We start from the raw sequence: 25,464 nt of genomic DNA on the forward strand, positions 1-25,464 counted from the left end.
AAGTCCTGCAGGACGGTGCGGCGGCGCAGCTTGTCCTCCGCGCCGCCGATGATCATCAGGGGACCTCTGGGCATGGCGACACGCTAGGGCATGAGCCACCTCACCCCGCAGGTGACGCGGGCCCGGTGGTGCTGGATCGGCGCCCGCGCGGCTGAGAGAGTGTGCCGGTGAGCAGCGAGACCGCCCCCCGACGCCTGGTCCTGGCCCGGCACGCCCAGGCCGTCGGCGCGGCCGCGACCGATGCCGTGCGCGAGCTGAGCGCCCGCGGGCGCCGCGACGCCGCGGCCGCCGGGCGGTGGCTGGCCGAGCTGGGCGTGACTCCCGACCACGCCCTCGTCTCCGCGGCGGTGCGCACCAGCCAGACCTGGGACCAGATGTGCGCCGGCGCCGGCTGGGAGCTGGCCGCCGACCTCGACCGGGGTCTCTACGAGGCCGGCACCGACGCGGCGCTCGACCTGGTGCGGCTGGTGCCCGCGCAGGTGCGCACCCTGGTGGTCGTGGGCCACAACCCCACCATCGGCTCGCTGGCGCACGTCCTCGACGACGGCGACGGGGACCCCGAGGCGGTGACGGCGCTGCTCGGGGGCTACCCGACCAGCGCGCTCACCGTCTTCGCGGTCAGCACCGCGTGGGCCGACCTCGCCGAGGAGTCGGCGACCGTGCTGGCCCACCACGTCGCCCGCGGCTGAGAGCCACAGCGGCGGACCTCAGAGGGGCGGCGCGGGGGTGGTGATGCCCACCGCGCGGTCGGCGGCCTCGACCTCCTCGCGGCTGATCCCGAGCAGGTAGATGATCGCGTCGAGGTAGGGCACGTTGACCGAGGTGTCGGCGGCGTCGCGGACCATGGGCTTGGCGTTGTAGGCGATGCCCAGCCCGGCGGCGGCGAGCATGTCGAGGTCGTTGGCGCCGTCGCCGATGGCGATGGTGGAGGCGACGTCGACACCGATCTCGTCGGCGAACTCCCGCAGCGCCCGGGCCTTGCCGGCCCGGTCGACGACCTCGCCGACGATGCGCCCGGTCAGGTGGCCGTCGACGATCTCGAGCTCGTTGGCCCGGGCGAAGTGGATGCCGAGCTCGGTGGCGAGCCGGTCGGTGATCTGGGTGAAGCCGCCCGAGACGATCGCGAACCGGTAGCCCAGGCGACGCAGCGTGCGCACCATGGTGCGCGCCCCCGGCGCGAGCTGGATGGCGTCGTAGACCTCGTGCAGCGCGCGGGCCGGCACGCCCTCGAGCAGCGCCACCCGCGAGCGCAGCGACTCCTCGAAGTCGAGCTCGCCGCGCATCGCGCGCTCGGTGACCTCGGCGACCTCGGCCTCGCAGCCGGCGTGGGCGGCGATCATCTCGATCACCTCGCCCTGGATGAGCGTGGAGTCGACGTCCATCACGATCAGCCGCATGCCGCGGCGCAGCAGGTTGGCGGGCTGGACCGCCACGTCGATGCCCTGGCTGGCGGCCTCGAGGGCCAACAGCTCGCGCAGCCGCTCCGGCTCGGCGCCCGAGACGTGCAGGTCGAAGGCGGTCACGGGGTAGCGCGCCATCCGCTCGATGCGGTCGATGTTGGCCCCCGCCTCGGCGATCCGCCCGGCCACCGCGGCCATCGCCGAGGCCGTGAGGGGCGTGCCGAGCACGGTCACGTGGGAGCCGCCCCGGGCCGGGGGCCGCGTGTCGCCCGTGCCGGCCTCGATCTCGACGCTCATGTCGAGCGAGCCCGCGGTCTCCTCCACGGCCCGCTGCAGACCGGCGGCGTCCTGGGGCACGGTGACCAGCACGCCGAGGATCAGGCGGCGCCGCAACCGGATCTGCTCGAGGTCGACGACCTCCACCCCGGCCCGCGCCAGGGTCGCGAAGACCGAGGACGTCACGCCCGGGCGGTCGCGACCGGTCAGGGTGATCAGGAGCGTCTCGGGGCGTACGCCGTCCGGCGGCGGGAGTGGCTGGTTCATCGCAGGCACGAGGCTAGCGCCGCCGGCACGGGAGATGAGCACCCGTACCCAGGCGGTTGAGCCCTTCGACCGTGGCGGCGACGCCCCGGGCGCGGTGTGCTGGACCCATGCCCAGCTACGCGCGCCCCGACCTGTGCCCCGACTGCGGGGCGGTGCTGCCGCCGGAGCCCGACGCGTGCCCGCGCTGCGGGCTGCCGCTGCGTGACCCGCTCGCCGACGAGCTGCTGGCCACGCTGCGCCACGCCGACGAGCTGGTGGTCCGGCTGCGGGCCCGCGCCGACGCACCCACCCGGGCGCCGGCGACCGGGACCGTGCCCCGGACCCGCCGAGGACCGGTGCCTCGACGACTGGTGCCTCGACGTCTGGGCCAGGCCACGGTGCCGCAGCTGCTGCTGGCCCTGGGCGCCGCCTGCCTGCTGGTCGCGGCCGTGGTGTTCCTGGCGGTCGCCTGGTCGTGGCTCGGCGTTGCCGGGCGCACCGCCGTGCTGCTGGTGCTGACGGTGTCGGCCGGCGGCGCCTCGGTGCTGCTGTCGCGTCGAGACCTGGTCGCGGCCGCGGAGGCGCTCTGCGCGGTCACCCTCGGCTTCGTCGTGCTCGACGTGCTGGGCGCCGGCCAGTCGGGCTGGGCGCCCGAGCCCGGCACCAGCGGGTCGGGGCTCGTCCTCGGTGCGGTGGTCGTCGCGGCCGGGCTCGCGCTGTCCACCCTGCACCTGCGCCTCGCCGGGGCACGGCCCGTGGTCGCCCAGCTGGTCATCGCACCGGCGCTCCTCGGCCTCGCCGGCTCCCTGGCGGCCGTGGTCGAGGAGCGCACCGCCGACGGCGGGGCCGCCAGCGCGTCAGGTGTCTGGGCGGGCTGCGTGGTGGCCGCCGCGGCCCTCGTCGTGCTCGCCGCGCGCACGCGGCTGGGGGTGCTGCGTGTCGCCGCGGGCGTGGTGGGCTGCGTGGCCTGGCTGGTGCTGCTCGCGATCTCCCTGGCCGACAACGGCGCCGACCTGAGCCTGCGCGGCCTCTGGGCGGAGGGCGGGGTCACCTGGTTGCTGGTGGCCGCCGCGCTCGCGCTGCTGCCGCTGCTCGACCCCCTCGTGCGCCGCGGCGCGGTGGCCGTGCTGCCCGAGGTGGCGGCGATGTCGCTGGGCAGCCTGGTGCTCGTGCTGCCGGCCCTCGACGAGGGTGCCGACGCCGTGCTGGTCGCGACCGGTGCCCTCGTCGCGGTGTGGGGCCTGGCGGCCGCGGGCACCGCGCGCGTCCTGCCTCGACGACGGGTCGTCCCGGTCGGGGTCGCCCTGGCGTTCGTGCTGCCGGTGCTGGTCGCGGTCGTGTCGCTGCACGCCGTCGCGCTGGAGGCGCTGCTCGACGTCGCCGCGGTGTACGACGCCACGGTGGGCGTGCGCGTCGACGCGCCCGCCACCGCCTGGGACGCCCGCCTGCTGGTGCCGGCCGTGCTCGCCCTGGGCGTCGCGGCGCTGGGCGCGGCGCCGGCGGCCCGGCAGCGGCACACGGGCGTCACCGTGGGCGCCGCGCTCGCCGTCGCGGCGCTGGCCACGGCCGCCCTGCTCGAGGCGCCCCTGGCGGCGGTGGTGCTGCCGCTCGCGCTCGCCGCGACGGGCCTGGTGGCGCTCGGGAACCGGCGTGCGGTCTGGTCGGGCCTCGTGGTCGGGGCCGCCGGCGGCGTGGTGGCCCTGCCCAGCGCGGCCCTGGCCGCCGTCGCGGCCGGTCTCGTGGTGCTCGCCTGCGGCTACCGGGCCCTCGCGGGCCGTCCGGGTGGGGCGGAGGCCTGGGCGGCGCTGCCCGTCGCGGGGGCGGCGGCCCTGTGGGCCGTCGGCGAGCTGGCCGGCGTCGACGTGGCCTCCCGGGGCGCGGCGACGGTGCTGGTCGTGGGCGTCCTGGCCCTGGTGGCGCGACGTACCGAGGTCGACCTGGCGACCGTGCTGGTGGTGCCCTGGCCGGCGGTGGCCGGGGTGCTGGCGGCGGGGGACCGGTCGGTCTCCTCGGCGCTGCACCTGACCCTGCTGGGCGCGCTGCTGGTGGCCCGGGCGCTCACCGACGACCGCCGTCGACGGGTCGCCTGGGCCGGTGGCCTGCTGCTCGCGGCCGCCACCTGGGTGCGCCTGGCCGACATCGGTGTCGAGGCCCCGGAGGCCTACACCGCACCCACCGCGCTCGCGCTGCTCGTCGTCGGGCTGCGTGCCCTGCGCCGCGCCCCCGAGCGGGGCTCGGTGGCCACCCTGCTGCCCGGGCTGGTGCTGGCCGTGCTGCCGAGCCTGCTGTGGGTGCTGGCCCAGGACCCCGTCTCGTGGCGCGCCCTGCTGCTGGGCCTGGGCTGCCTGGTCCTGGTGCTGGGTGGCGCCCGGCTGTGCTGGCAGGCGCCGCTGCTGGTCGGGGCGGTCGCCGGCGGGCTCCTGGTGCTGCGCGAGCTGGCGCCGTACGCCGCAGCGACGCCGCAGTGGGTCCTGCTGGCGGCGGCCGGCGCGCTGCTGCTCGGGGTCGGCACCACCTGGGAGCGCCGCGTGCGCGACCTGCGCCACGCCGGGCACTACCTGGCCCGGCTCAGGTGAGCCGCGGGGAGGCTCAGATGACGGCGCCGCTGTCGTCGGGGGCCCGCTCGACCCTCTTGGAGCGCGGCTCGCGGGGCTCCACGGGCCAGACCCGGTGCATCAGCACCGCCAGCGGGGTCGCGGTGAAGACCGAGGAGTAGGTGCCGACGACCAGGCCGATGAGCAGGGCGAGCGCGAAGTCGGTCAGCGAGTCGCCACCGAGCACGAAGAGCGCGCCCAGGATGAACATCGTGCCCAGGCCGGTGTTGATCGTGCGGGGCACCGTGGCCAGCACGGCCTCGTTGCAGGACTCCGCGAAGGTGACGGCGCCTTCGCGGGTGCCGCGCCACTTCTCACGCACGCGGTCGAAGACGACGACGGTGTCGTTGACGCTGAGGCCGATGACGGTCAGCACGGCGGCGAGGAACACCCCGTCGACCGGGCGGCCGAGCCAGGCGAAGACACCGATCACGATCGAGACGTCGTGGAGCATCGCGATCGCCGCCGACGCGCCGAAGACCCAGCGGAAGCGCAGTGCCAGGTAGAGCATCTGGGCGGCCAGGGCGATGCCCAGCGCGATCAGCGCCTTGTTGCGCAGCTCGTCGCCCAGCGACGGCCCGATCAGTGAGTCGGACTCGAGGTCGGAGCCCGGCACCGCGGCGGCGACGGTGTCGCGGATGACCTGCGCCTGGTCGTTGTCGACGTCGCCGACCTTGACCACCAGGTCGCCGTCACCGGAGGTCTGCACCACGGCGTCGTCGAAGCCGGCGTCGTCGAGGTCGGCGCGCACGGTCTCGACGTCGCCGGCGTCGGCGGCCTGCGAGGTGGTGAAGTCGAGGACGCGGCCGCCGGTGAACTCCACGCCGAGGTTGAGCCCGTTGAGCCCGATGCCGGCCAGCGCGGCGACCACGACGGCCGCGGACGTGGCCAGCCAGATCCGCGAGCGGCCCATGATGTCGGGGTTGCGCTCGAGCAGGACGTCGTGGACCTTGCCGGTCTTCGCGAAGCCGGTCAGCGCCGGGCGGCGGCGCACGGCCTTGCGCGAGGTGGCGAACTCGACCAGCACCCGGCTGATGACCATCGCCGAGAACATCGAGGCCACGACGCCGATCGTCAGCGTGACGCCGAAGCCGCGCACGGGGCCGGTGGCGAGGAAGAAGAGCAGGCCACCGGCCAGCAGGGTGGTGACGTTGGAGTCGAGGATGGCTGACCAGGCCTTCGAGAAGCCGGTGGAGATCGCCTTCGCCGGGGGCGCGTTCTCCTCGGAGCTCTCCTCCTTGGCCCGCTCGAAGACGAGCACGTTGGCGTCGATCGCCATGCCGATGGCCAGCACGAAGCCCGCGAGGCCCGGCAGCGTCAGGGTCGCGCCGAGCGCGACCAGCACGGCGTACGAGATGAGGGCGTAGCAGCCCAGTGCCACCACGGCCAGGAAGCCGGAGAGGCGGTAGGCGAAGGTGATGAAGAGGCCGGTGAGCAGCAGGCCGATGAGGCCGGCCTGGAAGGAGGCGTCGATGGCCTCGTCGCCGAGCGTGGGGCCGACGACCTGCTGGGAGATGATCTCGACGGGCAGCGGCAGCGCGCCGCCCTCGATCAGCAGCGCCAGGTTCTGCGCGGAGGACTCGGTGAAGCTGCCGCTGATCTGGGTGCGCCCGCCGAGCTGGCCGACGTCGCAGGTGGAGTCCTGGACCTGCGGGGAGCTGATCACCTCGCTGTCGAGGACGATCGCGATGCGGCGCTGGGGGTCGCCCTGCTGGAAGCAGGCGGCGTCGCCGGTCAGGGAGGCCCAGGCGTCCTGGCCCTTGCTGGCGAACTCGACGTCGACGACCCACTGGACGCCCTGCTCCTGGATGCCGGCGGTGGCGCTGGAGACGTCGTCGCCCTCGAGCTGGGCCGGGCCGAGCACCAGTGGGGAGCCGTCCTCGTCGGTGGTGGCGAAGCGGCCCTGCTTGTCGGTGTCGGGCTGCTGCGAGCCCTCCTCGGGCTCCTCGCCGGTGTTGCCGACGATGCTGGGGTCGGTGCCGAGCACCGGGTGGAAGGTCAGGCGCGCGGTGCGGCCGATGACCTCCGCCGCCTCGCGGGGGTCCTCGACGCCGGGCAGCTCGATCAGGATCCGGTTCTCGCCCGAGCGCACCAGCGTGGGCTCGGTGACGCCCAGGGCGTCGACGCGACCGCGCAGCACCTCCACCGCACGGTCGGTGTTCTCGGCGTTGGCCTCGACGGTGTCGGTCGAGCTCGCCTCCAGGGTGATCTGGGTGCCTCCGGAGAGGTCCAGGCCCAGCTTGGGCGAGGAGCCCAGGGTGAGCAGGGCGGCACCGACCAGGACCAGGACGGCGACGAGGAAACGCCACCACGAGCTCTTGCGCATGCGCACATGGTCCGTCATCGGTCCTTTACGTCACACACCGGGCTCCGCGCACCACCCCGCGGGGCCGGTCAGGCCGGCGGCCACACCTCTGGCGAGCAGGCCGCCACCAGCGCCCGGCGCCCGGCCCGGGCGAGCGGACGCAGCGCCTGCGCACGCGCCTGGGCCTCGGCGGCGGTGATGGCGCCGCCGTCGTCCTCGAGCGCCAGGTCGGCGATCTCGAGGGCCTGCAGCCCCCGGGCGGCGAGCTCCACGCAGCGTGCCGGCACTCCCGGGGGAGCGTCGAGGCCGTCGCGGTGGCGCAGGTCCATCAGCCGGTCGGCCACCTCGGGGCGCCAGCGCGCCACCTCGAGGGCGGCCAGGAGGTCGGCGGTCTGCGGCAGGGCGGCGCGCAGGGCCCGGTCGGCCTCGCCCACGTCGGGCAGCTGGCGGCGCCCGGCCGGCTCGGCGACCCACGTGGTCGCGGCACCCACGACCCAGGGCACCAGGCCCACGGATGCCGGAGCACCCGGCAGGGCGCGCATGGCGGCGCCGGTGACCACCACCGCCTCGCCCGCCTCCAGCGCGGCGGCGTTGAAGGCGGGCGGACCGCCCAGCCCGACGGGGTCGCCCTCCACGCCGAAGGCGGCGCCGATCGTGTCGGCGCCCTCGACCCGCAGCCGCGCCAGACCGCCCACCAGGGTCTCGGTGCCGTCCCCGCCGAGGCCCATCGCGCCCAGCCCGGCCACGGCGTGCGTGGCCTGGTCGTCGATGACCGCGTCGACCACCAGGTCGGCGGCGACGTGCCCGCGCAGCCACGACGTGCCCCACCAGGCGAGGCGGGCGGCGGCGGGCAGGGGTGAGGTCACGGCGGGTGAGGGTACGCCGGTGGTTAGGGTGACGCCATGGCAGCAGTCCTCGAGTTCGCCGACGTCTCCGTCCGCCGGGGCCAGGCCACCCTGCTCGACCGGGTCAGCTGGACCGTCGAGGAGGACGAGCGCTGGGTCGTGCTCGGCCCCAACGGGGCGGGCAAGACCACGCTGCTGCAGCTGGCCTCCGCCCAGATCCACCCCTCCGACGGGGTGGCGGGCGTGCTCGAGGAGGTGCTGGGCACCGTCGACGTCTTCGAGCTGCGCCCCCGCATCGGCCTGACCAGCGCCGCGCTCGCCGAGCGGATCCCCCGCGGTGAGAAGGTGCGCGACCTCGTCGTCTCCGCGTCGTACGCCGTCGTGGGCCGCTGGCGCGAGGCCTACGACGAGCTCGACCACGAGCGGGCCGAGTCGCTGCTGCGCGAGCTGGGTGCGCTGCACCTGGCCGACCGGACCTTCGGCACCCTCTCGGAGGGGGAGCGCAAGCGGGTGCAGATCTGCCGCTCCCTGATGAGCGACCCCGAGCTGCTGCTGCTCGACGAGCCGGCCGCCGGTCTCGACCTGGGCGGTCGCGAGGACCTGGTCGCGACGCTGTCGATGCTGGCCTACGACCCCGACTCGCCGGCCACGGTGCTGGTCTCCCACCACGTCGAGGAGATCCCGCCCGGCTTCACCCACGCGCTGCTGCTGCGCGAGGGTCGCGTGGTCGAGGCCGGGCTGCTCGACCAGGTGCTCACCGAGGCGGCGCTCTCGGCGACCTTCGGGATGCCGCTGCACGTCACCCACGAGGACGAGCGCTGGACCGCCCGGCGCCGCACCCGCGCCCACTGATCCCTCGCTCGTCCCCAGCTGCCGCGTCAGGTAAAGACCCGCCCCGGCGTCTGGGTAGGGTGAGGTCATGGAGTGGTGGAGCGACAACAGCTGGGTCGCCTGGCTCGGCCTCGCGGCCGCCCTGGGCGTCGTCGAGATGTTCAGCCTCGACCTGATCTTCATGATGCTCGCCGTCGGGGCGCTGACCGGCGCCGTGGCCGGCGCCTTCGACCTGCCGCTGGCCCTGCAGCTGCTCGCCGCCGCCGCGGCCTCCCTGGCGACGCTGACGCTGCTGCGCCCCCGCCTGATCACCCGGCTGCACGGCGGGCCCGAGCTCACCCTGGGCCACGACCGCCTCCTGGGCACCCAGGGCCAGGTCACCGTGCGCATCAGCGCCACCGACGTCGGCCGGGTCCGCCTGGCGGGCGAGGAGTGGAGCGCCGCGCCGTACGACACCATGACCACCATCGAGCCGGGCGAGACCGTCGAGGTGCTGCAGATCCGCGGCGCCACGGCCTACGTGCACCCCGTCCCGCGCCTCGAGTCCTGACCCACCCGCCAGAACCACCCGCTCGACCACCCCGCACGTCCCAACACCCGAGGAGAACTCATGGGTCTCGCCATCCTCATCGTGGCCGCGGTGCTGTTCCTGTTCGTCGCCGTCGTGCTGGCCAAGACGATCCGGATCGTGCCGCAGGCGCGCGCCGCGATCGTCGAGCGCTTCGGCAAGTACAAGACCACCCTCTCGCCCGGCCTCAACATCGTGGTCCCGTTCATCGACAAGGTGCGCTACGTCATCGACATGCGCGAGCAGGTCGTGAGCTTCCCGCCGCAGCCGGTGATCACCGAGGACAACCTGGTGGTCTCGATCGACACCGTCATCTACTTCCAGGTCACCGACTCGGTGGCCGCGACCTACGAGATCGCCAACTACATCCAGGCCGTCGAGCAGCTGACGATGACCACGCTGCGCAACATCGTCGGTGGCATGGACCTCGAGGAGACGCTGACCAGCCGCGACGAGATCAACACGCGGCTGCGCGGGGTGCTCGACGAGGCCACCGGCAAGTGGGGCATCCGGGTCAACCGGGTCGAGCTCAAGGGCATCGACCCGCCGCCCTCCATCAAGGACTCGATGGAGAAGCAGATGCGCGCCGACCGCGACAAGCGCGCGCTGATCCTCACCGCCGAGGGCGAGCGCCAGTCGGCGATCCTGACCGCCGAGGGCCAGAAGCAGTCGGCGATCCTGACCGCCGAGGGTGACCGGGAGTCGCAGATCCTGCGCGCCCAGGCCGACCGGGAGTCGCAGATCCTGCGCGCCCAGGGTGAGGGCCAGGCCATCCAGACCGTCTTCCAGGCCATCCACGACGGCCGTCCCGACCAGTCGCTGCTGGCCTACCAGTACCTGCAGATGATGCCCAAGATCGCCGAGGGCGACGCCAACAAGGTCTGGATCGTGCCCAGCGAGATCGGCAAGGCCCTCGAGGGGCTCGGCTCGACGATGAACGACCTCAAGGGCATCCCCCAGGAGGTCGAGGGCCCGCTCAAGCGCGTCGACATGGGCCCCAGCGAGCCCAAGGTCCCCGAGACCGCCGGCAGCAGCGGCTCGAGCAACGCCGCGGTGCAGGCCGCCATCGAGGAGGCCGCGCGCGCCGCCAACCCGGGCCGGGCCCGCAGCGAGTCCGCGCAGAGCGACCCCGCGCCGACCGACCCCGCGCCGGGCGACCCCGCCCCGGGCGGCGGCTCGGAGTGACCGGCCGCTGGTGAGCCTGCTCGAGACGGCCGCGATCCTGCTCGCCGGGGTCGCGGCCGGTTCCATCAACGCCGTCGTGGGCTCCGGCACGCTGATCACGTTCCCGACCCTGCTCGCCTTCGGTGTGCCACCGGTGACGGCGAACGTCTCCAACAACGTGGGCCTGGTCCCGGGGTCGTTGTCCGCGGCCTGGGGATACCGCCGAGAGCTCGCGGGCCAGCGCGCCCGGGTGCTGCGCCTGGGACTGGCCTCGCTGCTGGGCGGCCTGCTCGGCGCGGTGCTGCTGCTGGTGCTGCCCGAGGGCGCCTTCGCCACCATCGTCCCGGTGCTGGTGCTGCTCGGCGTGGTGCTGGTGGTCGTGCAACCGGCCATCTCGCGCCGGGTGGCGGCCCGCCGGGCCGCGCTCGGACCCGGCGCCGCCGCGCGCGACGGCGCCGCCTGGGTGTGGCCGGCCGTGCTGGCCACCGGCGTGTACGGCGGCTACTTCGGCGCCGCGCAGGGCGTGCTGCTGATGGGGGTGCTCGGGATCGGCGTCGAGGAGGGCCTGCAGCGCCTCAACGCCGTCAAGAACGTGCTGGCCGGCATCGTCAACGGGGTCGCGGCCGTGGTGTTCGTGGCCGTGGCCGACGTCGACTGGCGCATCGTCGCGGTGATCGCGGTCGGCGCGGTCGTCGGCGGCCAGCTGGGTGCCCACCTGGGGCGGCGGCTGCCGCCGCTGCTGCTGCGCGCGGTGATCGTCGCGGTCGGCACCACCGCCTTCGTGGTGCTGGTGCTCGGCTGACTAGTCGGGCGCCGGGCCGCTCGCGCGGCCACGGGGCCCGGTGCGCAGGCCCATCAGCCCCGAGAGGACGGCGCCGGAGGCGACGCCGCTCATCACGCGGGCGTCGAGGACCTCGAGGCCCTGCTCGCGCGGGGCCAGGTGGCCGGCCACGGCGTCGGCCAGGTCGACCCCCACGCCCAGCAGCACCAGGCCGGTGCGTCCGCGCCCGGACGCCGCCAGCGTGGCCACGCCGAGGGCGACCTCGCGCGAGCCGAAGAGCCGGGCCACGAACCCCGCCTGCGGGTTGGCGGCCACGTCGACGCCGAACATCCGGGTGACGAGGTCGGGCCGGGCGAGGGCGGCGGCGCCGATGGCGATCCGGCCGAGGGAGAGTCCGGTGACGGGGTTCATGCCCGGACCCTAGCGGCGATCCTCAGCCCGGGTGCGGCGTCTCGCCCACGTAGGCGCGGTGCCAGCGCTCGAGCTCGGCGTAGGCCCGCTGGCGCGCCTCGGGTCGGGAGAGCACGACGTCGTGCCGCGCCCCGGGCACCGCCACGTAGGTCACGTGCGCCCCCAGCGCCGTGGCCCAGCGGCGGATCTGCGGCACCTCCAGCACGATGTCGGCGGTGTGCACGTCGTCGCCCATCTCGGTGGGCACCGTCGAGCGGTCCGAGGAGAGCACCAGCACCGGCGCCGCCACGTCGAGCCCGCGCTGCAGCCGCGCGTGGCCGGTGCGCACCGCGCGCAACCACCCGACGTACACGGCGAAGGACTCGAGGGGCTTCCAGGTCAGGTCGAAGTCCCACTCGCCGCCGTGGTCGCGGTGCAGGCTGCGGCCGTAGAGCCCCGAGACGTCGCGGCGGATCTCGCGCATCGGCTGGCGCGCGCCGAGCTGCTTGATCACCGCGGTGCCCAGGGTGCGCAGCAGCACGCTGCCCTGAAGGTCGAGCCACGGCGAGTTGAGCACCACCCCGGCCAGCTGGGAGGGGCGGCGCCGGTCGAGCCACAGGGGCGTGACCAGGCCGCCGGTGGAGTGGGCGGCCACCACGACCTGCTCGTGGCCGTCGCGCTCGGTGATGCGCTGCCAGGCGACGTCGAGCTCGGCGTCGTAGTCGGCCAGGTCGGTGACGTACGTCGGGGTCTGCCCGGGCCGGATGGAGCGGCCGTACTTGCGCAGGTCGAGGGCGTAGAAGTCGTAGCCGCGCTCGAGCCACCACTGGGCGAACTCGGTCTGGAAGAAGTAGTCGGCGAAGCCGTGCACGTAGAGCACCGCACGTCGCGAGGGCCGGGGGGTGCGGTGGCTGACCAGGGTGGCGACGAGGGGGCCCTCGTGGTCCTCGCCGAGCTCGATGGTCTCGGCGAGCCAGGGCTCGCCCAGCACGTCGGTGACGGCCTCGACGGGGTCGTGCGGCATGGCTGAAGCCTCTCAGTCCGGCTGGCGCCGGGTGCGCGGGGCCCGTGGGGGCCGGGGGGTGCGCCCGCTGCGGTGGCGGGGGTAGCCGTCGCGGGCGGTCAGGGCCAGCGCCGGCTCGTTGCTGGTGACCAGCCAGGCCCGGCCCGGTCGCATCCAGTAGCGCAGCGAGTCCTCGGTGTCGACGGTCCACACCAGCAGCGGCAGGCCGCGGCGCCGGGCGAAGGCCGCGACGCCGAAGCGGGCCAGGGTGTGCTTGGCGACCACCAGGTTGGCCCGGGACTCGGTGTAGCGCAGTCGGGGGAGCAGCTCGGAGGCGCGGATCCGCGCCTGGCGGTGCCAGGGGAGCCCCCGCACGCTGCGCCCCAGCGACAGGCCCACCAGCAGGTCGTGGCCCTCGGCGTCCGACCAGTCGCGGACCGCCCGCACGGCCTTGTCCTCCAGGGTGGTGACGATGACCTGGTCGGCGCCCAGCACCTGCACCGCCCGCCGGGCGGCCTGCACCTCCCACGTGGCGGCGGGCTCGGCGTACAGGCTGGCGGGCGAGGTGAACTTCAGGTCGATGTGGGCCCGGGTGACCCCGGCCAGGGCGTCCAGCACCTCCTCGTAGCGCAGGAAGTGCGGCGCCCGCGACGAGAACTCCTCGAAGCTCAGCGCGGCCAGGGGCACCCGCCGCTCCTCCACCCACATCCAGTCGTCGTGGTAGAGCACCAGGACGCCGTCGGCGCAGCGCTGCACGTCGAACTCCACGAAGTCGACGTCGAGGTCCAGCGCGTTCTCGAGGGCGACCCGGGTGTTCTCGAGCGCCCGGTCGCCACCGGCGCCGCAACGGTGGGCACTGACCAGCACCGGCTCCTTGGCACGCACGGGGCGCCACTCTACGGACAGTGGCGCCCCGTGCGTCGCGGACGGGCTCAGACCGTCTCGAGCGCCTCGGTGGGGTGCGGCGCGGGGTCGCCGTGCTGGCCGGCCCGCACGGCGTCCTCGATGCGCTTGCCGATCTGCTCGTCGACGTTGCGCCAGTACTCGAAGGCACGCTCGAGCACCGGCTCGCTGACGCCGCCCGCCAGGTGGCCGGCGACGTTGGAGACGAACCGCTCGCGGGCCGCGTCGTCCCAGACCTCGTTGACCATCGTGCGCGCCTGGCCGAAGTCGTCGTCCTCGGGGCGCAGCGTGTACGCCTCGCGGACCATGGCGCCGTCGGTCTCCCAGCCGTCCTCGGCCGGCCCGGTCAGGTCGGAGAAGGGGCCGTCGTAGGAGTTCGGGGCGTACTTCGACCGATCGCCGGTGTGGTCGTAGGCCATCGGCCCGTCGAACTGGTAGGTGTAGGCGCCCTCGACACGGTGCCGGTTGACCGGCAGCTGCTGGTAGTTCGGCCCGATCCGGTAGCGGTGGGTGTCGGCGTAGGCGAAGACCCGGCCGAGCAGCATCTTGTCGGGCGAGAAGCCGATGCCCGGCACGATCGCGGAGGGCTCGAAGGCGGCCTGCTCGATCTGCGCGAAGTGGTTCTCGGGGTTGGTGTGCAGGGTCATCCTGCCGACCTCGATGAGCGGGTAGTCGCCGTGCGGCCACACCTTGGTCAGGTCGAAGGGGTTGAACCGGTAGGTCTTGGCGTCCTCGTAGGGCATCACCTGCACCTTGAGGGTCCAGCTGGGGTGCTCGCCGGCCTCGATGGTGTCGAAGAGGTCGCGGCGGTGGAAGTCGGAGTCCTCGCCGGCGATCCGGTTGGCGTCCTCCTGGGTCAGGCACTCCACGCCCTGGTCGGAGATGAAGTGGAACTTCACCCACGACTTCTCCCCGGCCTCGTTGTAGAGCATGTAGGTGTGGCTGCCGTAGCCGTTCATGTGCCGCCACGTCTTCGGGATGCCGCGGTCGCCCATCAACCAGGTCACCTGGTGGGCCGACTCGGGGTTCAGCGTCCAGAAGTCCCACTGCATGTCGTTGTCGCGCAGGCCGTTGGCGCCGCGCCGCTTCTGGCTGCGGATGAAGTGCGGGAACTTCATCGTGTCGCGCACGAAGAAGACCGGCGTGTTGTTGCCGACCAGGTCCCAGTTGCCCTCGGAGGTGTAGAACTTCAGCGAGAAGCCGCGCGGGTCGCGCCAGGTGTCGGGGGAGCCCATCTCGCCGGCGACGGTCGAGAAGCGGGCGAGCATGTCGGTCCGCGCACCCGGCTGCAGCACGGCGGCCTTGGTGTACTGCGAGATGTCGCCGGTGATCTCGAGGGTGCCGAACGCGCCGGAGCCCTTCGCGTGCACGTTGCGCTCGGGCACCCGCTCACGGTTGAAGTGGGCCATCTGCTCGATGAAGTGGTGGTCGTGCAGCAGGATCGGGCCGTCGGGGCCGACGGTGAGGCTGTTGCGGTCGCTCGGGGCGGGGGCGCCGTTGCCGGCGGTGGAGCCGTGGTGCTGGGTCATCGAGGTCCCTCCTGGGGGTCGTGGATCACCCACCACCCTGCCGCTCTTTCTTGATCCGGTCAAGAAAACTCTCCTTCGGGTGTGTCCGGGTCGCGGAGGGCCGGCACGGCCTAGTCTTCGGCCGGTGACCTCGAGGCCGGCGCAGATGTGGACGCAGGTCGTGCGCTACGTGCAGGACCGGGTCGACGGATGGCGCTCGGGGAGCCCGGCCAGCCAGCGCTACGTGGCCGTGGTGCTGCTCGTGCTGCTCACCCTGACCCTGGTGGTCTCGTCCTTCGCCTACTGGCTGGCGCCGGTGGGGCCGGTGTTCGTGTGGCTCCTCGTCGGGATGCTGCTGCTGCGCTTCCGTCCGCTGGTCCTGGTCACCACCTGGGGAGTCGTGGGCACCGTCGCGGTCGCGGTGGCCGACGCCGTCGGCCCCCAGGAGCTCGACGCCGCCCGGGTCACCGCCACCATCACCCTGGTGGTCGCCGCTGCCCTGGTCCTGCTGCAGTCGAGCCGGCAGCGCAGCGGCCTGCCGACCCTGCTCGGCGAGTCCGTCCTCTCCGACCTGCGCGACCGGCTCCAGCGCCAGGGCGTCGTGCCGCCCCTCCCGGCGGGCTGGAGCAGCGAGAGCGCGATGCTGGCCGCCGACTCGGTGGGCTACGCCGGCGACTTCCTGGTCGCCCGCCTCGACGAGGAGGCCCGGTGCCTGGAGATGATCCTGGTCGACGTGGTGGGCAAGGGCGTGGCCGCCGGCACCGCCGCGCTCCAGTTCGCGGGCGCGCTCGGCGGCCTGCTGGGCGCGGTGCCGCCACGCCGGCTGGTGGCCGCGGCCAACGACTTCCTGCTGCGCCAGGAGTCCGACGAGGCGTTCGCCACCGCCGTGCACGTGCGCCTCGACCTGTGCAGCGGCGACTACGAGGTGCTCAGCGCCGGGCACCCGCCGGTGCTCAGGCTCGACCGCGCCGACGGCGGCTGGCGCGTCGACACCGCCCGGGGCACCGCGCTCGGTGTCACCGTGCAGGCCGAGGCGGAGCCGAGCCGCGGCCGGCTGGAGCCCGGGGACGCCCTGATGTTCTACACCGACGGTGTCGTCGAGCGCCCCGGCCAGGACATCGACGCGGGCATCGAGTGGCTGCGCAGCACCGCCACCGAGCTGACGGGGCCGACCGGGCCCGCCGGACCCACCGGCCTGGCTGGACTGCCGCGGCGCGTGCTGCGCCGTGTCGCCCGCGGCGACGACGACCGCGCCGTCCTGGTGCTGCACCGCCTGCCCACCCCCGACCCGGCCCGAACTTCGCGCTGACCCGGCCCGGATCTCGCGCTGAGCCGGCCCGGACCGGCAGGGGTGGGTGTGGGCCAGGGGTGGCGTCGGGCAGGGTGGAGGATGTGCCGCCCCTCTCGATGGACCACTACCGACGACGGGTCCTCGGCGTCGCGGCAGCCGCCGCGCTGGGCCTCCTGGTGGTGCTGGTGGCCGTCGTCGCGACCCGGCCGGGTGACGAGGCGCCGCGACCCCCGGCCTCCGCGCAGACCGACGCGCCGGCCTCCGAGGACGCGGTGGCGGCCGGGGTCGACACCACGCAAAAGGCGACGTACGCCGAGACCCGTCGCGCCGACCCGGACCGCCTGCGGATCCCCGCCCTCGGCGTGGACGCCCCGGTGCTGGCCGTGGAGGCGCCGGGCCGGGTGCTCGTGCCACCCCGGGACCCCCAGCGGCTGGGCTGGTGGTCGCAGGGTGCCCGCCCGGGCGCGACCACCGGCAGCGCCCTGGTCGTGGGCCACACCGTGCACGGCGGCGGGGGAGCCCTCGACGACCTCGAGACCCTCGAGGCGGGCGACCGGATGACGGTGCGCGCGGACGGCGCCGACCTGGACTACGAGGTGCGCAGCGTGCGGGTCTACGACAAGGGCCGGATCGCCCGCGACGCGGGGCGCCTCTTCAGCCAGGAGGTCGCCGGACGGCTCGTGGTGCTGACCTGCGAGGACTGGGACGGACGCGCCTACCGCAGCAACGTGGTCGTGGTCGCCGCACCGGTCGAGGCCGGTGCCTGAGCCGGGGGGAACATCCGGCTCGGCCCCGTCGTTGACCGGGCAGTTCGCATTTCAACCATCTTCGGAGGCGTCAGCACCATGCAGCTCGGGATCTTCAGCGTCGGGGACGTGACCACCGACCCCACCACCGGCCGCACCCCCACCGAGCACGAACGGATCCGCGCCCAGGTCGCCATCGCGCTCAAGGCCGAGGAGATCGGCCTCGACGTCGTCGCGGTCGGCCAGCACCACAACCCGCCCTTCGTGGCGTCGGCGCCGACGACCACGCTGGCCTGGATCGGCGCCCAGACCCGACGCATCCTGCTCTCGACCGCCACGACACTGATCACCACCACCGACCCGGTGCGCATCGCGGAGGACTACGCCACGCTGCAGCACCTCACCGAGGGTCGCGTCGACCTGATGATGGGCCGCGGCAACACCGGCCCGGTCTACCCGTGGTTCGGCAAGGACATCCGGGAGGGCATCAACCTGGCGGTCGAGAACTACGCGCTGCTGCACCGGCTCTGGCGCGAGGACGTCGTGGACTGGCAGGGACGCTTCCGCACGCCGCTGCAGGGCTTCACCGCGACCCCGCGACCGCTCGACGGCGTGGCGCCGTTCGTGTGGCACGGCTCGATCCGCAGCCCCGAGATCGCCGAGCAGGCGGCCTACTACGGCGACGGGTTCTTCCACAACCACATCTTCTGGCCGCCCGCGCACGCCGCCCAGATGGTGCGCCTCTACCGCGAGCGGTTCGAGCACTACGGGCATGGCCGTGCCGACCAGGCCTACGTCGGCCTGGGCGGACAGTTCTTCATGCGCAAGGACAGCCAGGCCGCGGTGCGGGAGTTCCGGCCCTACTTCGACAACGCGCCGGTCTACGGGCACGGCCCGTCCCTGGAGGACTTCACCTCGCAGACGCCGCTGACCGTCGGGTCGCCGCAGCAGGTGCTCGAGCGGACCCTCGGCTTCCGCGAGCACGTGGGCGACTACCAGCGCCAGCTGTTCCTCGTCGACCACGCGGGACTGCCGCTGAAGACCGTCCTCGAGCAGCTCGACCTGCTCGGCGAGATCCTTCCCGACCTGCGGGCCGGCTTCGCCGAGGGTCGCCCCGCGCACGTGCCCGACGCCCCGACCCACGCCGCGCTCGTCGCGGCCCGTGCCGACCAGGAGGTGACCGCATGACGCGGCTGGTGGTGCTCAGCGCCGGCCTGGGCGTGCCGTCGTCGACGACGCTGCTCGCCGACCGCCTCGCCGCCGGCGTCGTACGCCGCCTCGGCGGCGAGGCCGAGGACGGGGTCGACGTCGAGCGCGTGGAGCTGCGCCGGCTCGCGCACCCGCTGGCCGACCGGCTGACGACCGGGTTCGCGGGGGAGGAGCTCGCGACGGCGCTGGAGTCGGTGCGCGACGCCGACGCGCTGGTCGCGGTCACCCCGGTCTACGCGGCTTCCTACAGCGGGCTCTTCAAGACCTTCGTGGACGTGCTCGACCGGGACGCGCTGGACGGGACGCCTGTCGTGGTCGCGGCGACCGGCGGGACGCCTCGGCACTCGATGGTGCTCGACCACGCGTTGCGCCCACTCTTCGCGCACCTGCGCGCGGTCGTGGCGCCGACCGGTGTCTTCGCCGCGACCGACGACTTCGGCGACGCGGGGCTGGACGACCGGGTGGAGCGCGCCGCCGGCGAGCTGGTCGCGCTCCTGGGCGGCGCGGCGGCCACCCGGCCCCGGCCCACCGTGGACGAGCGGCTCGCCGACCCCACGCCCTTCGAGGAGCTGTTGCGCCGGGCGGGCGCGGGGCCGACGGGCTGAGGCCCGGCTGAGTGCAGGCTCAGTGCTGGTAGGTGCCGTGCAGGACCGCCCGACCGGCGGTCTTGAAGGCGAGGTTGAACGAGACCACCGCGGGGGTGGCGTCGGAGTCGACGCCCAGCGTCTCCTCGGTCACGGCGTGCACGACGAAGAAGTAGCGGTGCGGCATGTCGCCCGGCGGCGGGGCGGCACCGGCGAAGGCCTTCGAGCCGGTGTCGTTGCGGCACATGAACGCCTGCCCGGGCAGGTCGGCCCCCTCGGAGCCGATGCCGGCGGGCAGCTCGGTGGTGTCGGCGGGCAGGTCGACCAGCACCCAGTGCCAGAAGCCGCTGGGGGTCGGCGCGTCGGGGTCGAAGCAGGTCACGGTGAAGCTCTTGGTGCCGTCCGGGGCGCCGCTCCACGACAGCTGCGGCGAGGTGTTCCCGCCGTCGCCGACCTGGGCGTCGGCGAGCGGCTCACCCTGGCTGACGTCGGTGCTGGCCACGTCGAAGGACGGCACCGGGGGCAGGAGGTCGTAGGGATCGGGGGCAACGGGACGCTCGAGGTTGCTCATGTAGCCGAACGTAGCCCGGCGCCCGCGCAGTGACCACCACCCGGTCAGTGCACCCCCGGGTCGGGGCCGCGGGTCAGCATGGGGACATGGCTGAGCTCCCCGACGACCCCACCGCCGACGCCACCCGTCGCGCCCCCACCGAGGCACCGCCGTACCCGGTGGGGCTGCGGCTGGCCGGGCGCAGGGTGCTGGTCGTCGGCGGGGGACAGGTCGCCCAGCGCCGGGTGCCGGCCCTGATCGCGGCCGGTGCCGACGTGGTGGTGGTGGCTCCCCAGGTCACCCCCGCGATCGAGGGCCTCGGCGCGGAGCTGAGGTGGGAGCAGCGAGGCTTCGAGCCCCGCGACGTCGACGGGTCCTGGTACGTCGTCGCGGCCACCGACGACGCCGAGGTCAACGCCGCGGTGCTGGCCGAGGCCGAGGCGCAGCGGGTCTTCTGCACCCGCGCCGACGACGCCCGCGAGGCCAGCGCCTGGACGCCCGCGGTGGGCCGCCACGACGGCGTCACGGTGGCGGTGCTGGCCAACCGTGAGCCCCGGCGCTCCGCGGCCGTGCGCGACGAGGTGATGACGGCGCTGCGCGACGGCCGGCTGACCGTGCGCGACGCGCACCAGCGCACCGCCGGCGTCGTGCTGGTCGGTGGCGGGCCCGGGGCCCCGGAGCTGGCCACCGTGGCGGCCCGGCACGCCCTGGCCGGCGCCGACGTGGTCGTGGCCGACCGGCTGGCCCCCCGTGAGCTGCTCGACGAGCTGCCCGCCCACGTCGAGCTGGTCGACGTCGCGAAGCTGCCGCGCGGGCGCCAGGCCACCCAGGAGTCCATCAACCAGGTCATCGTCGACCGAGCGCTCGAGGGCAAGCGGGTGGTGCGCTTCAAGGGCGGCGACAACTTCGTCTTCGGCCGCGGCTTCGAGGAGATCCTGGCCTGCCGCGCCGCGGGCGTGCCGGTCAGCGTCGTGCCCGGGCTGACGTCGGCGATCTCGGTGCCCGCCGGGGTGGGCATCCCGGTCACGCACCGCGGGGTCGCCCACGAGTTCACCGTCGTGACCGGTCACGTCCCGCCCGGCCACCCGCAGTCGCTGGTCGACTGGGAGGCCCTCGCGCGGATGCGCGGCACCATCGTGCTGCTGATGGCGGTGCAGAACGCCCCGCTGATCGCCGAGTCGCTGATGGCCGGCGGCCGACGCGCCTCCACCCCGGTGGCGGTGGTCGTCGAGGGCACCATGCCCGAGGAGCACACGGTGCTGAGCACCCTCGGCGACCTGGCGCACGACATCGTGGAGCAGGGGGTGCGGGCGCCTGCGATCATCGTCGTCGGCGACGTGGTCGCCGTGGCCCGACCGGGCCACTACGCCGAACCGGTGACGGTGCGGCCGGGCGACTTCGTGGAGGAGTGACGTGGCCGAGCTGGTCGAGATCAGCGACCCCGACGACCCGCGGCTGCGCGACTACCGCGACCTGCGCGACGTACAGCTGCGCAAGGACCTGGAGGCCGAGCACGGCCTCTTCCTGGCCGAGGGCGAGAAGGTGGTGCGCCGGGCCGTGGAGTCGGGCTACGACGCCCGCTCGTTCCTGATGGCACCGCGCTGGCTCGACGGGCTCGCCGACGTGCTCGAGCGCTCGGCGGCCCCCTGCTTCGTGCTGAGCGAGGACCTGGCCGAGCAGGTGACCGGCTTCCACGTGCACCGCGGGGCGCTGGCCTCGCTCGAGCGCCGCCCGCTCGCGCCGGTCGAGGACGTCCTCGCTGGGGCGCGCTCGGTGCTGGTGCTCGAGGACATCGTCGACCACACGAACGTCGGCGCGATCCTGCGCAGCGGCGCCGCCCTCGGCTTCGACGCCGCCCTGCTGGCGCCGCGCTGCGCCGACCCGCTCTACCGGCGTGCCATCAAGGTCTCGATGGGGGCCGTCTTCACGCTGCCCTGGACCCGCCTGCCCGAGTGGTACGACGCGCTGCCGACCCTGTCGGCGCGCGGGTTCACCACGGTGGCGCTCACCCTCGCCGACGACGCGGTGCCGGTCGAGGAGGCCGTCGCCGGGCTCGACCGGGTCGCCCTGGTGCTGGGCTCGGAGGGCCACGGGCTCTCGGAGCGCTGGCAGGACAGCGCCGACCGGCGCGCGATCATCCCGATGCACGAGGGCATCGACTCCCTCAACGTCGCGGCCGCCTCGGCGGTGGCCTGCTACGTCACCGCGCGCCGCTGACCCTGCACGGGCACCGCCGCCTAGCGTGAGCGGCATGGACCAGCAGCCGGCCGACTCGCCGTACCACCGCACCCTGCCCATCGGGGAGCGGCTCTCGGGCAAGCCGCTCGTCGAGGACCGGCTCTCCTGCTTCGAGGACGTCACCCTGCGCCCCCTGGAGCCGATGCTGGTGCCGGAGGCGCCGCGCGCCGGCACCCTCGAGCGCAGCGAGTGCGGGCACTGCCGACCCTCCGAGCACACCATCTGGCACGACGACCTGTGGCAGGTGCGGTCGGGGTTCACACCGTTCGGCCTGCCCTTCGTGGGCGGGGTCGCGCCTCGCGAGCACGTGCTCCTCGACGACGCGCCCCTCGACCTCCTGGCCACGCTCGGGCCGCTGCTCCAGCGCGTCAGCAACGCCGTCAAGGCCGTGCCCGGCGTCGCGCGCACCCACCTCGCCCGCTGGGGCGACGGCTCCGAGCACTTCCACCTGTGGGCGATGGCCCGCCCCGCCGGGATGATGCAGGGCCGCGGCGCGATGCTGGCCTTCTGGGACGACGTGCTCCCGCCGCTGCCCGACGACCTGCGCGAGCAGCACCTCGAGATCGTCGCCGAGGCGCTGGCCGCCGGTGGCGGGACCGCCTTCCCCGCCCGGGGTGCCTAGGGCCGGTGCCGGAGTCCCCGACTGACCGGGGACCCCTGCAGGCGCCCGGAACCTCAGTCGGCCGGCCAGCCCTCGGGGTACTCCTCGACCAGCTTGTCGTGCTCCTTGGCGAGCTTCTTGCGCTGCTTGGTGGGCAGGCGGTCGCCGAAGACGGTGCCCCGGGTGTGGTCGGTCTCGTGCTGCAGGCAGCGGGCCAGCAGGCCGTCGCCGGTGAAGGTGACCGGCTGGCCGTCGAGGCCGGTGCCGGTGACGGTGGCGGTGTCGGGCCGGGCGCAGGGCACGAACGCGCCGGGGTAGGACAGGCAGCCCTCGTCGGAGTCGTCGAGCTGGCGCTCCTTGCCCTCGGGCAGCTCGAGCTCGGGGTTGCACACGACGCCGACGGTGCGCTCGCCCGACTCGTCGGGGCAGTCGAAGACGAAGACCGCCCGGTCGACGCCGATCTGGCAGGCGGCCAGCCCGACGCCGTCGGCGGCGTACATGGTCGCGACCATGTCGGCGACCAGCGTGCGCAGCTCGTCGTCGTACGCCGTCACCGGCTCCTGCGGACGGTGCATCACCGGGGTGCCCCACCGGGTGACCGGGCGGACCGTGCCGCCCTCGGGGAGGGGACCGTACGGCGCGTGCTCAGGCTGCTCGGGCATGCCCGCGATCCTAGGAGGGCAGCACCCCGGCGGCCCAACCCGGCCGGCGGCTGTGACCCGGACCACCCGGATCGTCTGTAGCGCAATGTGTAACTCACAGTTACATTAGCGTCATGGACCTCACCAAGAGCCTCCCGGCGCGGTTGCGCCCCGGGGGAAGGCACGGCTTGGCCGGCACCGAGGTGCGCGACCCGATCGGCTACGCCGTGGCCGCCCTCGGCAAGCTCGCCCAGAGCGACCTCCTCGACCGCGTCGGGCTGCGCAAGCAGGCCGAGCAGGCGGTCTACACCGCGACGCGCACCGGCTTCCAGGCCGCCACCCGCGCCAACCGCGCCTTCACCCGGGCCGGCAGCCGCCAGCAGCCCGGGGTCCGGGTGCCCAGCACCGCGCCGAAGGGCGTCTTCGACCTGACGCCCGGCGAGGACGAGCAGATGCTCGTCGACGTGGTCACCGAGTTCGCCGACGAGGTGGTGCGCCCCGCCGCGACCGAGGCCGACGAGACCTGCGCCGCGCCCGAGCCGGTGCTCAAGGCCAGCCTCGAGATCGGACTGCCGATCCTGGGCGTGCCCGAGGCGCTCGGCGGCATCTCCGAGGAGCGCTCGGCCGTGGCCGGCACCCTGGTGGCCGAGGCGCTCGCCCGCGGCGACATGGGCCTGGCCGTGGCCACCCTCGCGCCCGGCGCGGTCGCCACCGCCCTGGGCCTGTGGGGCACCGAGGCCCAGCAGCAGACCTACCTGCCCGCCTTCACCGGCGACGAGGTGCCCGCCGCCGCGCTGGCCCTCAGCGAGCCCACCGTGCTCTTCGACGCCCTGGCGCCGAGCACCACCGCCCGCCGCACCCCCGACGGGTTCGTCCTCGACGGCCTCAAGAGCGCCGTCGTGCGCGCCGCCGACGCCGAGCTGTTCGTCGTCGGCGCCGACCTGGAGGGCAGCCCGGTGCTGTTCCTGGTGGAGTCCTCCACCCCGGGCCTGAGCGTGGAGTCCGACCCCGGCATGGGCGTGCGGGCCGCCTCGATGGCCCGCCTGCGTCTCGAGGGCGTCACGCTGCCCGCCGACGCGGTCCTCGGCGAGACCGACGGGTCGACGTACGCCGAGTGCGTGCGGCTCTCGCGGCTGGCCTGGTGCGCCCTGGCCGTGGGCACCGGCCAGGCCGTGCTCGACTACGTCACGCCCTACGTCAAGGAGCGCGAGGCGTTCGGCGAGCCGGTGGCCCACCGCCAGTCGGTGGCGTTCATGGTCGCCGACATCGCGATCGAGCTGCAGGCCATGCGCCTGCTCACCTACAAGGCCGCCGGCCGCGCCGCCGCCGGCAAGGACGTCGCCCGCGAGGTGGCGCTGGCGCGCCGCCTGTGCGCCGAGAAGGGCATGCGCATCGGTCTCGACGGCGTGCAGCTGCTCGGCGGCCACGGGTTCGTCAAGGAGCACCCGGTCGAGCGGTGGTACCGCGACCTGCGGGCCGTCGGCGTGATGGAAGGAGCCGTCCTCGTCTGAGGGCAACCACACCATGATCAATCTGGACGACCCCAAGAAGTTCCGCCCGCTGCGCGACCAGGCCCACCAGGTCGCCATGAACATGCTGCGCCCGATCTCGCGCAAGTACGACAAGGCCGAGCACGCCTACCCCACCGAGCTCGACATGCTCGCCGCGATGATCGACGGGCTCTCCGAGTCGGGCGCCGCGGAGGGTGCCGGCGCCGCCGGCGTACGCCGCGACGAGACGCCCGCTGAGAAGGGCACCGAGAAGGGTGCCGGCTCGAAGAACGGCGCCAACCTGGCCTCGGTGATGTCGATCGCCGAGATGTGCTGGGGCGACGTGGGCCTGCTGCTCTCGATGCCGCGCCAGGGCCTGGGCAACTCCGCCATCGCCTCGGTCGCCGACGACGAGCAGGCCGAGCGCTTCGACGGCGTGTGGGCGGGGATGGCGATCACCGAGCCGGGCACCGGCTCGGACTCGGCCAACATCTCGACCACCGCGGTCCTCGACGGCGACGAGTACGTCATCAACGGCGAGAAGATCTACGTCACCAGCGGTGACCGTGCCGACGCCATCGTCGTGTGGGCCACCCTCGACCGCGACCTGGGCCGCGCGGCCATCAAGTCGTTCGTGGTGCCCAAGGGCACCCCCGGCATGCGTGTCGACCGCCTCGAGCACAAGCTGGGCATCAAGGCCTCCGACACCGCCACGATCATCTTCGAGGACTGCCGGGTGCCGAAGGAGAACCTCCTCGGCACCCCGGAGGTCGACGTCAAGCAGGGCTTCGCCGGGGCGATGGCCACCTTCGACAACACCCGGCCGCTGGTGGCCGCCATGGCCATCGGCTGCGCCAAGGCCTCCCTCGACCTGACCCGCGACCTGCTGGAGCAGGCCGGGGTCGTCATCGACTACGACCGGCCCGCGGTGGTGCAGTCGGCGGCGGCGGCGAAGTTCCTGCAGATGGAGGCCGACTGGGAGGCCGCGCGGCTGCTGACGCTGCAGGCCGCCTGGATGGCCGACAACCGCGAGCCCAACTCGCTCGAGGCGTCGATGGCCAAGGCGAAGGCAGGCCGCGTCGGCTCCGACATCACGCTCTCGTGCGTCGAGCTGGCCGGCACCCTGGGCTACAGCGAGACCGAGCTGCTCGAGAAGTGGTCGCGCGACTCCAAGATCCTCGACATCTTCGAGGGCACCCAGCAGATCCAGCAGCTGATCGTGGCCCGCCGGGTCCTGGGGCTCACCAGCGCGCAGCTGAAGTAGCGCGCCGCACCCTCACGACGTACGACGGCCCGGGAC

23 protein-coding genes and 1 pseudogene are annotated in these 25,464 nt (G+C 74.2%); 15 read left to right on the forward strand and 9 right to left on the reverse strand.

The genetic code is table 11. From position 1 onward, the window contains the following. The first annotated feature begins 167 nt into the window (after positions 1-167). A complete protein-coding gene (locus JOE61_RS00005; protein WP_193668876.1) occupies positions 168-689 on the forward strand; it encodes a SixA phosphatase family protein in 522 nt (173 codons plus the stop codon). A gap of 18 nt (positions 690-707) precedes the next feature. Here the strand turns inward: JOE61_RS00005 and serB are convergent, their stop codons facing one another. Then, a complete protein-coding gene (gene serB, locus JOE61_RS00010; RefSeq protein ID WP_193668875.1) occupies positions 708-1,943 on the reverse strand; it encodes a phosphoserine phosphatase SerB in 1,236 nt (411 codons plus the stop codon). A gap of 107 nt (positions 1,944-2,050) precedes the next feature. Here serB and JOE61_RS00015 point away from each other — a divergent pair, with 107 nt between their 5' ends. Then, positions 2,051-4,498 carry a zinc ribbon domain-containing protein gene (locus JOE61_RS00015; RefSeq protein WP_193668874.1) on the forward strand — a complete coding sequence of 816 codons (2,448 nt, stop codon included), beginning with the start codon at positions 2,051-2,053 and terminating at the stop codon, positions 4,496-4,498. 13 nt (positions 4,499-4,511) lie between these two features. Here the strand turns inward: JOE61_RS00015 and secD are convergent, their stop codons facing one another. Further along, the gene (gene secD, locus JOE61_RS00020) at positions 4,512-6,842 is read right to left on the reverse strand and encodes a protein translocase subunit SecD (protein WP_193668873.1); all 2,331 of its coding nucleotides are present in this window, start codon (positions 6,840-6,842) and stop codon (positions 4,512-4,514) included. A gap of 68 nt (positions 6,843-6,910) precedes the next feature. Next, positions 6,911-7,687, reverse strand: coding sequence for an Rv1486c family protein (locus tag JOE61_RS00025; protein ID WP_193668872.1), 777 nt, complete (start codon positions 7,685-7,687; stop codon positions 6,911-6,913). Between the two features lie 36 nt (positions 7,688-7,723). On the opposite strand from JOE61_RS00025, the gene JOE61_RS00030 reads away from it, so the two are divergent. From JOE61_RS00030 to JOE61_RS00045, 4 genes are all read left to right on the forward strand, one after another. Next, entirely contained in the window at positions 7,724-8,518 is a 795-nt protein-coding gene (locus JOE61_RS00030) for an ABC transporter ATP-binding protein (protein ID WP_193668871.1), read from the forward strand. 67 nt (positions 8,519-8,585) lie between these two features. Next, positions 8,586-9,047: an NfeD family protein gene (locus JOE61_RS00035; protein WP_193668870.1), complete on the forward strand. Its 462-nt coding sequence runs from the start codon at positions 8,586-8,588 to the stop codon at positions 9,045-9,047. Positions 9,048-9,107: 60 nt separating this feature from the next. Continuing rightward, on the forward strand, positions 9,108-10,250 hold the full coding sequence (locus tag JOE61_RS00040) for an SPFH domain-containing protein (RefSeq protein ID WP_193668869.1): 1,143 nt from the start codon (positions 9,108-9,110) through the stop codon (positions 10,248-10,250). A 10-nt stretch (positions 10,251-10,260) separates the two neighbouring features. Next, a complete protein-coding gene (locus tag JOE61_RS00045; protein WP_193668868.1) occupies positions 10,261-11,031 on the forward strand; it encodes a sulfite exporter TauE/SafE family protein in 771 nt (256 codons plus the stop codon). Here the strand turns inward: JOE61_RS00045 and JOE61_RS00050 are convergent, their stop codons facing one another. From JOE61_RS00050 to JOE61_RS00065, 4 genes and pseudogenes are all read right to left on the reverse strand, one after another. Further along, positions 11,032-11,421 carry a DUF4267 domain-containing protein gene (locus JOE61_RS00050; RefSeq protein WP_193668867.1) on the reverse strand — a complete coding sequence of 130 codons (390 nt, stop codon included), beginning with the start codon at positions 11,419-11,421 and terminating at the stop codon, positions 11,032-11,034. A 22-nt stretch (positions 11,422-11,443) separates the two neighbouring features. Continuing rightward, positions 11,444-12,424: an alpha/beta hydrolase gene (locus tag JOE61_RS00055; RefSeq protein ID WP_193668866.1), complete on the reverse strand. Its 981-nt coding sequence runs from the start codon at positions 12,422-12,424 to the stop codon at positions 11,444-11,446. Between the two features lie 12 nt (positions 12,425-12,436). Beyond that, the gene (locus JOE61_RS00060; protein ID WP_193668865.1) at positions 12,437-13,288 is read right to left on the reverse strand and encodes a glycerophosphodiester phosphodiesterase; all 852 of its coding nucleotides are present in this window, start codon (positions 13,286-13,288) and stop codon (positions 12,437-12,439) included. A 107-nt stretch (positions 13,289-13,395) separates the two neighbouring features. Beyond that, positions 13,396-14,835 (reverse strand): annotated as a pseudogene (locus JOE61_RS00065) (catalase); the annotation flags it as partial. 124 nt (positions 14,836-14,959) lie between these two features. Between JOE61_RS00065 and JOE61_RS22360 the strand changes: the two are divergent. From JOE61_RS22360 to JOE61_RS00085, 4 genes are all read left to right on the forward strand, one after another. Next, positions 14,960-16,123 (forward strand): PP2C family protein-serine/threonine phosphatase, encoded by a 1,164-nt coding sequence (locus JOE61_RS22360; RefSeq protein ID WP_193668863.1) that lies wholly within the window; start codon positions 14,960-14,962, stop codon positions 16,121-16,123. 83 nt (positions 16,124-16,206) lie between these two features. After that, positions 16,207-16,872 carry a class F sortase gene (locus tag JOE61_RS00075; protein ID WP_307822715.1) on the forward strand — a complete coding sequence of 222 codons (666 nt, stop codon included), beginning with the start codon at positions 16,207-16,209 and terminating at the stop codon, positions 16,870-16,872. Positions 16,873-16,950: 78 nt separating this feature from the next. Then, positions 16,951-18,039: an LLM class flavin-dependent oxidoreductase gene (locus tag JOE61_RS00080; protein ID WP_193668862.1), complete on the forward strand. Its 1,089-nt coding sequence runs from the start codon at positions 16,951-16,953 to the stop codon at positions 18,037-18,039. After that, positions 18,036-18,665: a CE1759 family FMN reductase gene (locus JOE61_RS00085; RefSeq protein WP_193668861.1), complete on the forward strand. Its 630-nt coding sequence runs from the start codon at positions 18,036-18,038 to the stop codon at positions 18,663-18,665. The genes JOE61_RS00080 and JOE61_RS00085 overlap by 4 nt, the downstream gene beginning before the upstream one ends. A 19-nt stretch (positions 18,666-18,684) precedes the next feature. On the opposite strand, the gene JOE61_RS00090 is transcribed toward JOE61_RS00085, so the two are convergent. After that, positions 18,685-19,215 carry a YbhB/YbcL family Raf kinase inhibitor-like protein gene (locus tag JOE61_RS00090; protein WP_193668860.1) on the reverse strand — a complete coding sequence of 177 codons (531 nt, stop codon included), beginning with the start codon at positions 19,213-19,215 and terminating at the stop codon, positions 18,685-18,687. An 86-nt stretch (positions 19,216-19,301) separates the two neighbouring features. Between JOE61_RS00090 and cobA the strand changes: the two genes are divergently transcribed. Genes cobA through JOE61_RS00105 form a run of 3 tightly spaced genes read left to right on the forward strand, consistent with a single transcriptional unit; the run spans position 19,302 to position 22,054 of the window. Next, complete coding sequence (gene cobA / locus JOE61_RS00095; protein WP_193668859.1) at positions 19,302-20,606, forward strand: uroporphyrinogen-III C-methyltransferase; 1,305 nt, start codon at positions 19,302-19,304, stop codon at positions 20,604-20,606. A gap of 1 nt (position 20,607) precedes the next feature. Beyond that, the gene (locus JOE61_RS00100; protein WP_193668858.1) at positions 20,608-21,411 is read left to right on the forward strand and encodes a TrmH family RNA methyltransferase; all 804 of its coding nucleotides are present in this window, start codon (positions 20,608-20,610) and stop codon (positions 21,409-21,411) included. 34 nt (positions 21,412-21,445) lie between these two features. Further along, on the forward strand, positions 21,446-22,054 hold the full coding sequence (locus JOE61_RS00105) for a hypothetical protein (protein WP_193668857.1): 609 nt from the start codon (positions 21,446-21,448) through the stop codon (positions 22,052-22,054). A gap of 53 nt (positions 22,055-22,107) precedes the next feature. Here JOE61_RS00105 and def read toward each other — a convergent pair whose 3' ends face one another. Continuing rightward, complete coding sequence (def, locus tag JOE61_RS00110) at positions 22,108-22,695, reverse strand: peptide deformylase (protein WP_193668856.1); 588 nt, start codon at positions 22,693-22,695, stop codon at positions 22,108-22,110. Between the two features lie 113 nt (positions 22,696-22,808). Here def and JOE61_RS00115 point away from each other — a divergent pair, with 113 nt between their 5' ends. After that, positions 22,809-24,185, forward strand: a complete 1,377-nt coding sequence (locus tag JOE61_RS00115) for an acyl-CoA dehydrogenase family protein (protein WP_193668855.1) — start codon at positions 22,809-22,811, stop codon at positions 24,183-24,185. A gap of 13 nt (positions 24,186-24,198) precedes the next feature. Beyond that, positions 24,199-25,428 carry an acyl-CoA dehydrogenase family protein gene (locus JOE61_RS00120; RefSeq protein ID WP_193668854.1) on the forward strand — a complete coding sequence of 410 codons (1,230 nt, stop codon included), beginning with the start codon at positions 24,199-24,201 and terminating at the stop codon, positions 25,426-25,428. The last annotated feature ends 36 nt before the right edge of the window (positions 25,429-25,464 follow it).

The sequence above is a fragment of the Nocardioides salarius genome, assembly GCF_016907435.1.
Classification (GTDB): domain Bacteria; phylum Actinomycetota; class Actinomycetes; order Propionibacteriales; family Nocardioidaceae; genus Nocardioides; species Nocardioides salarius.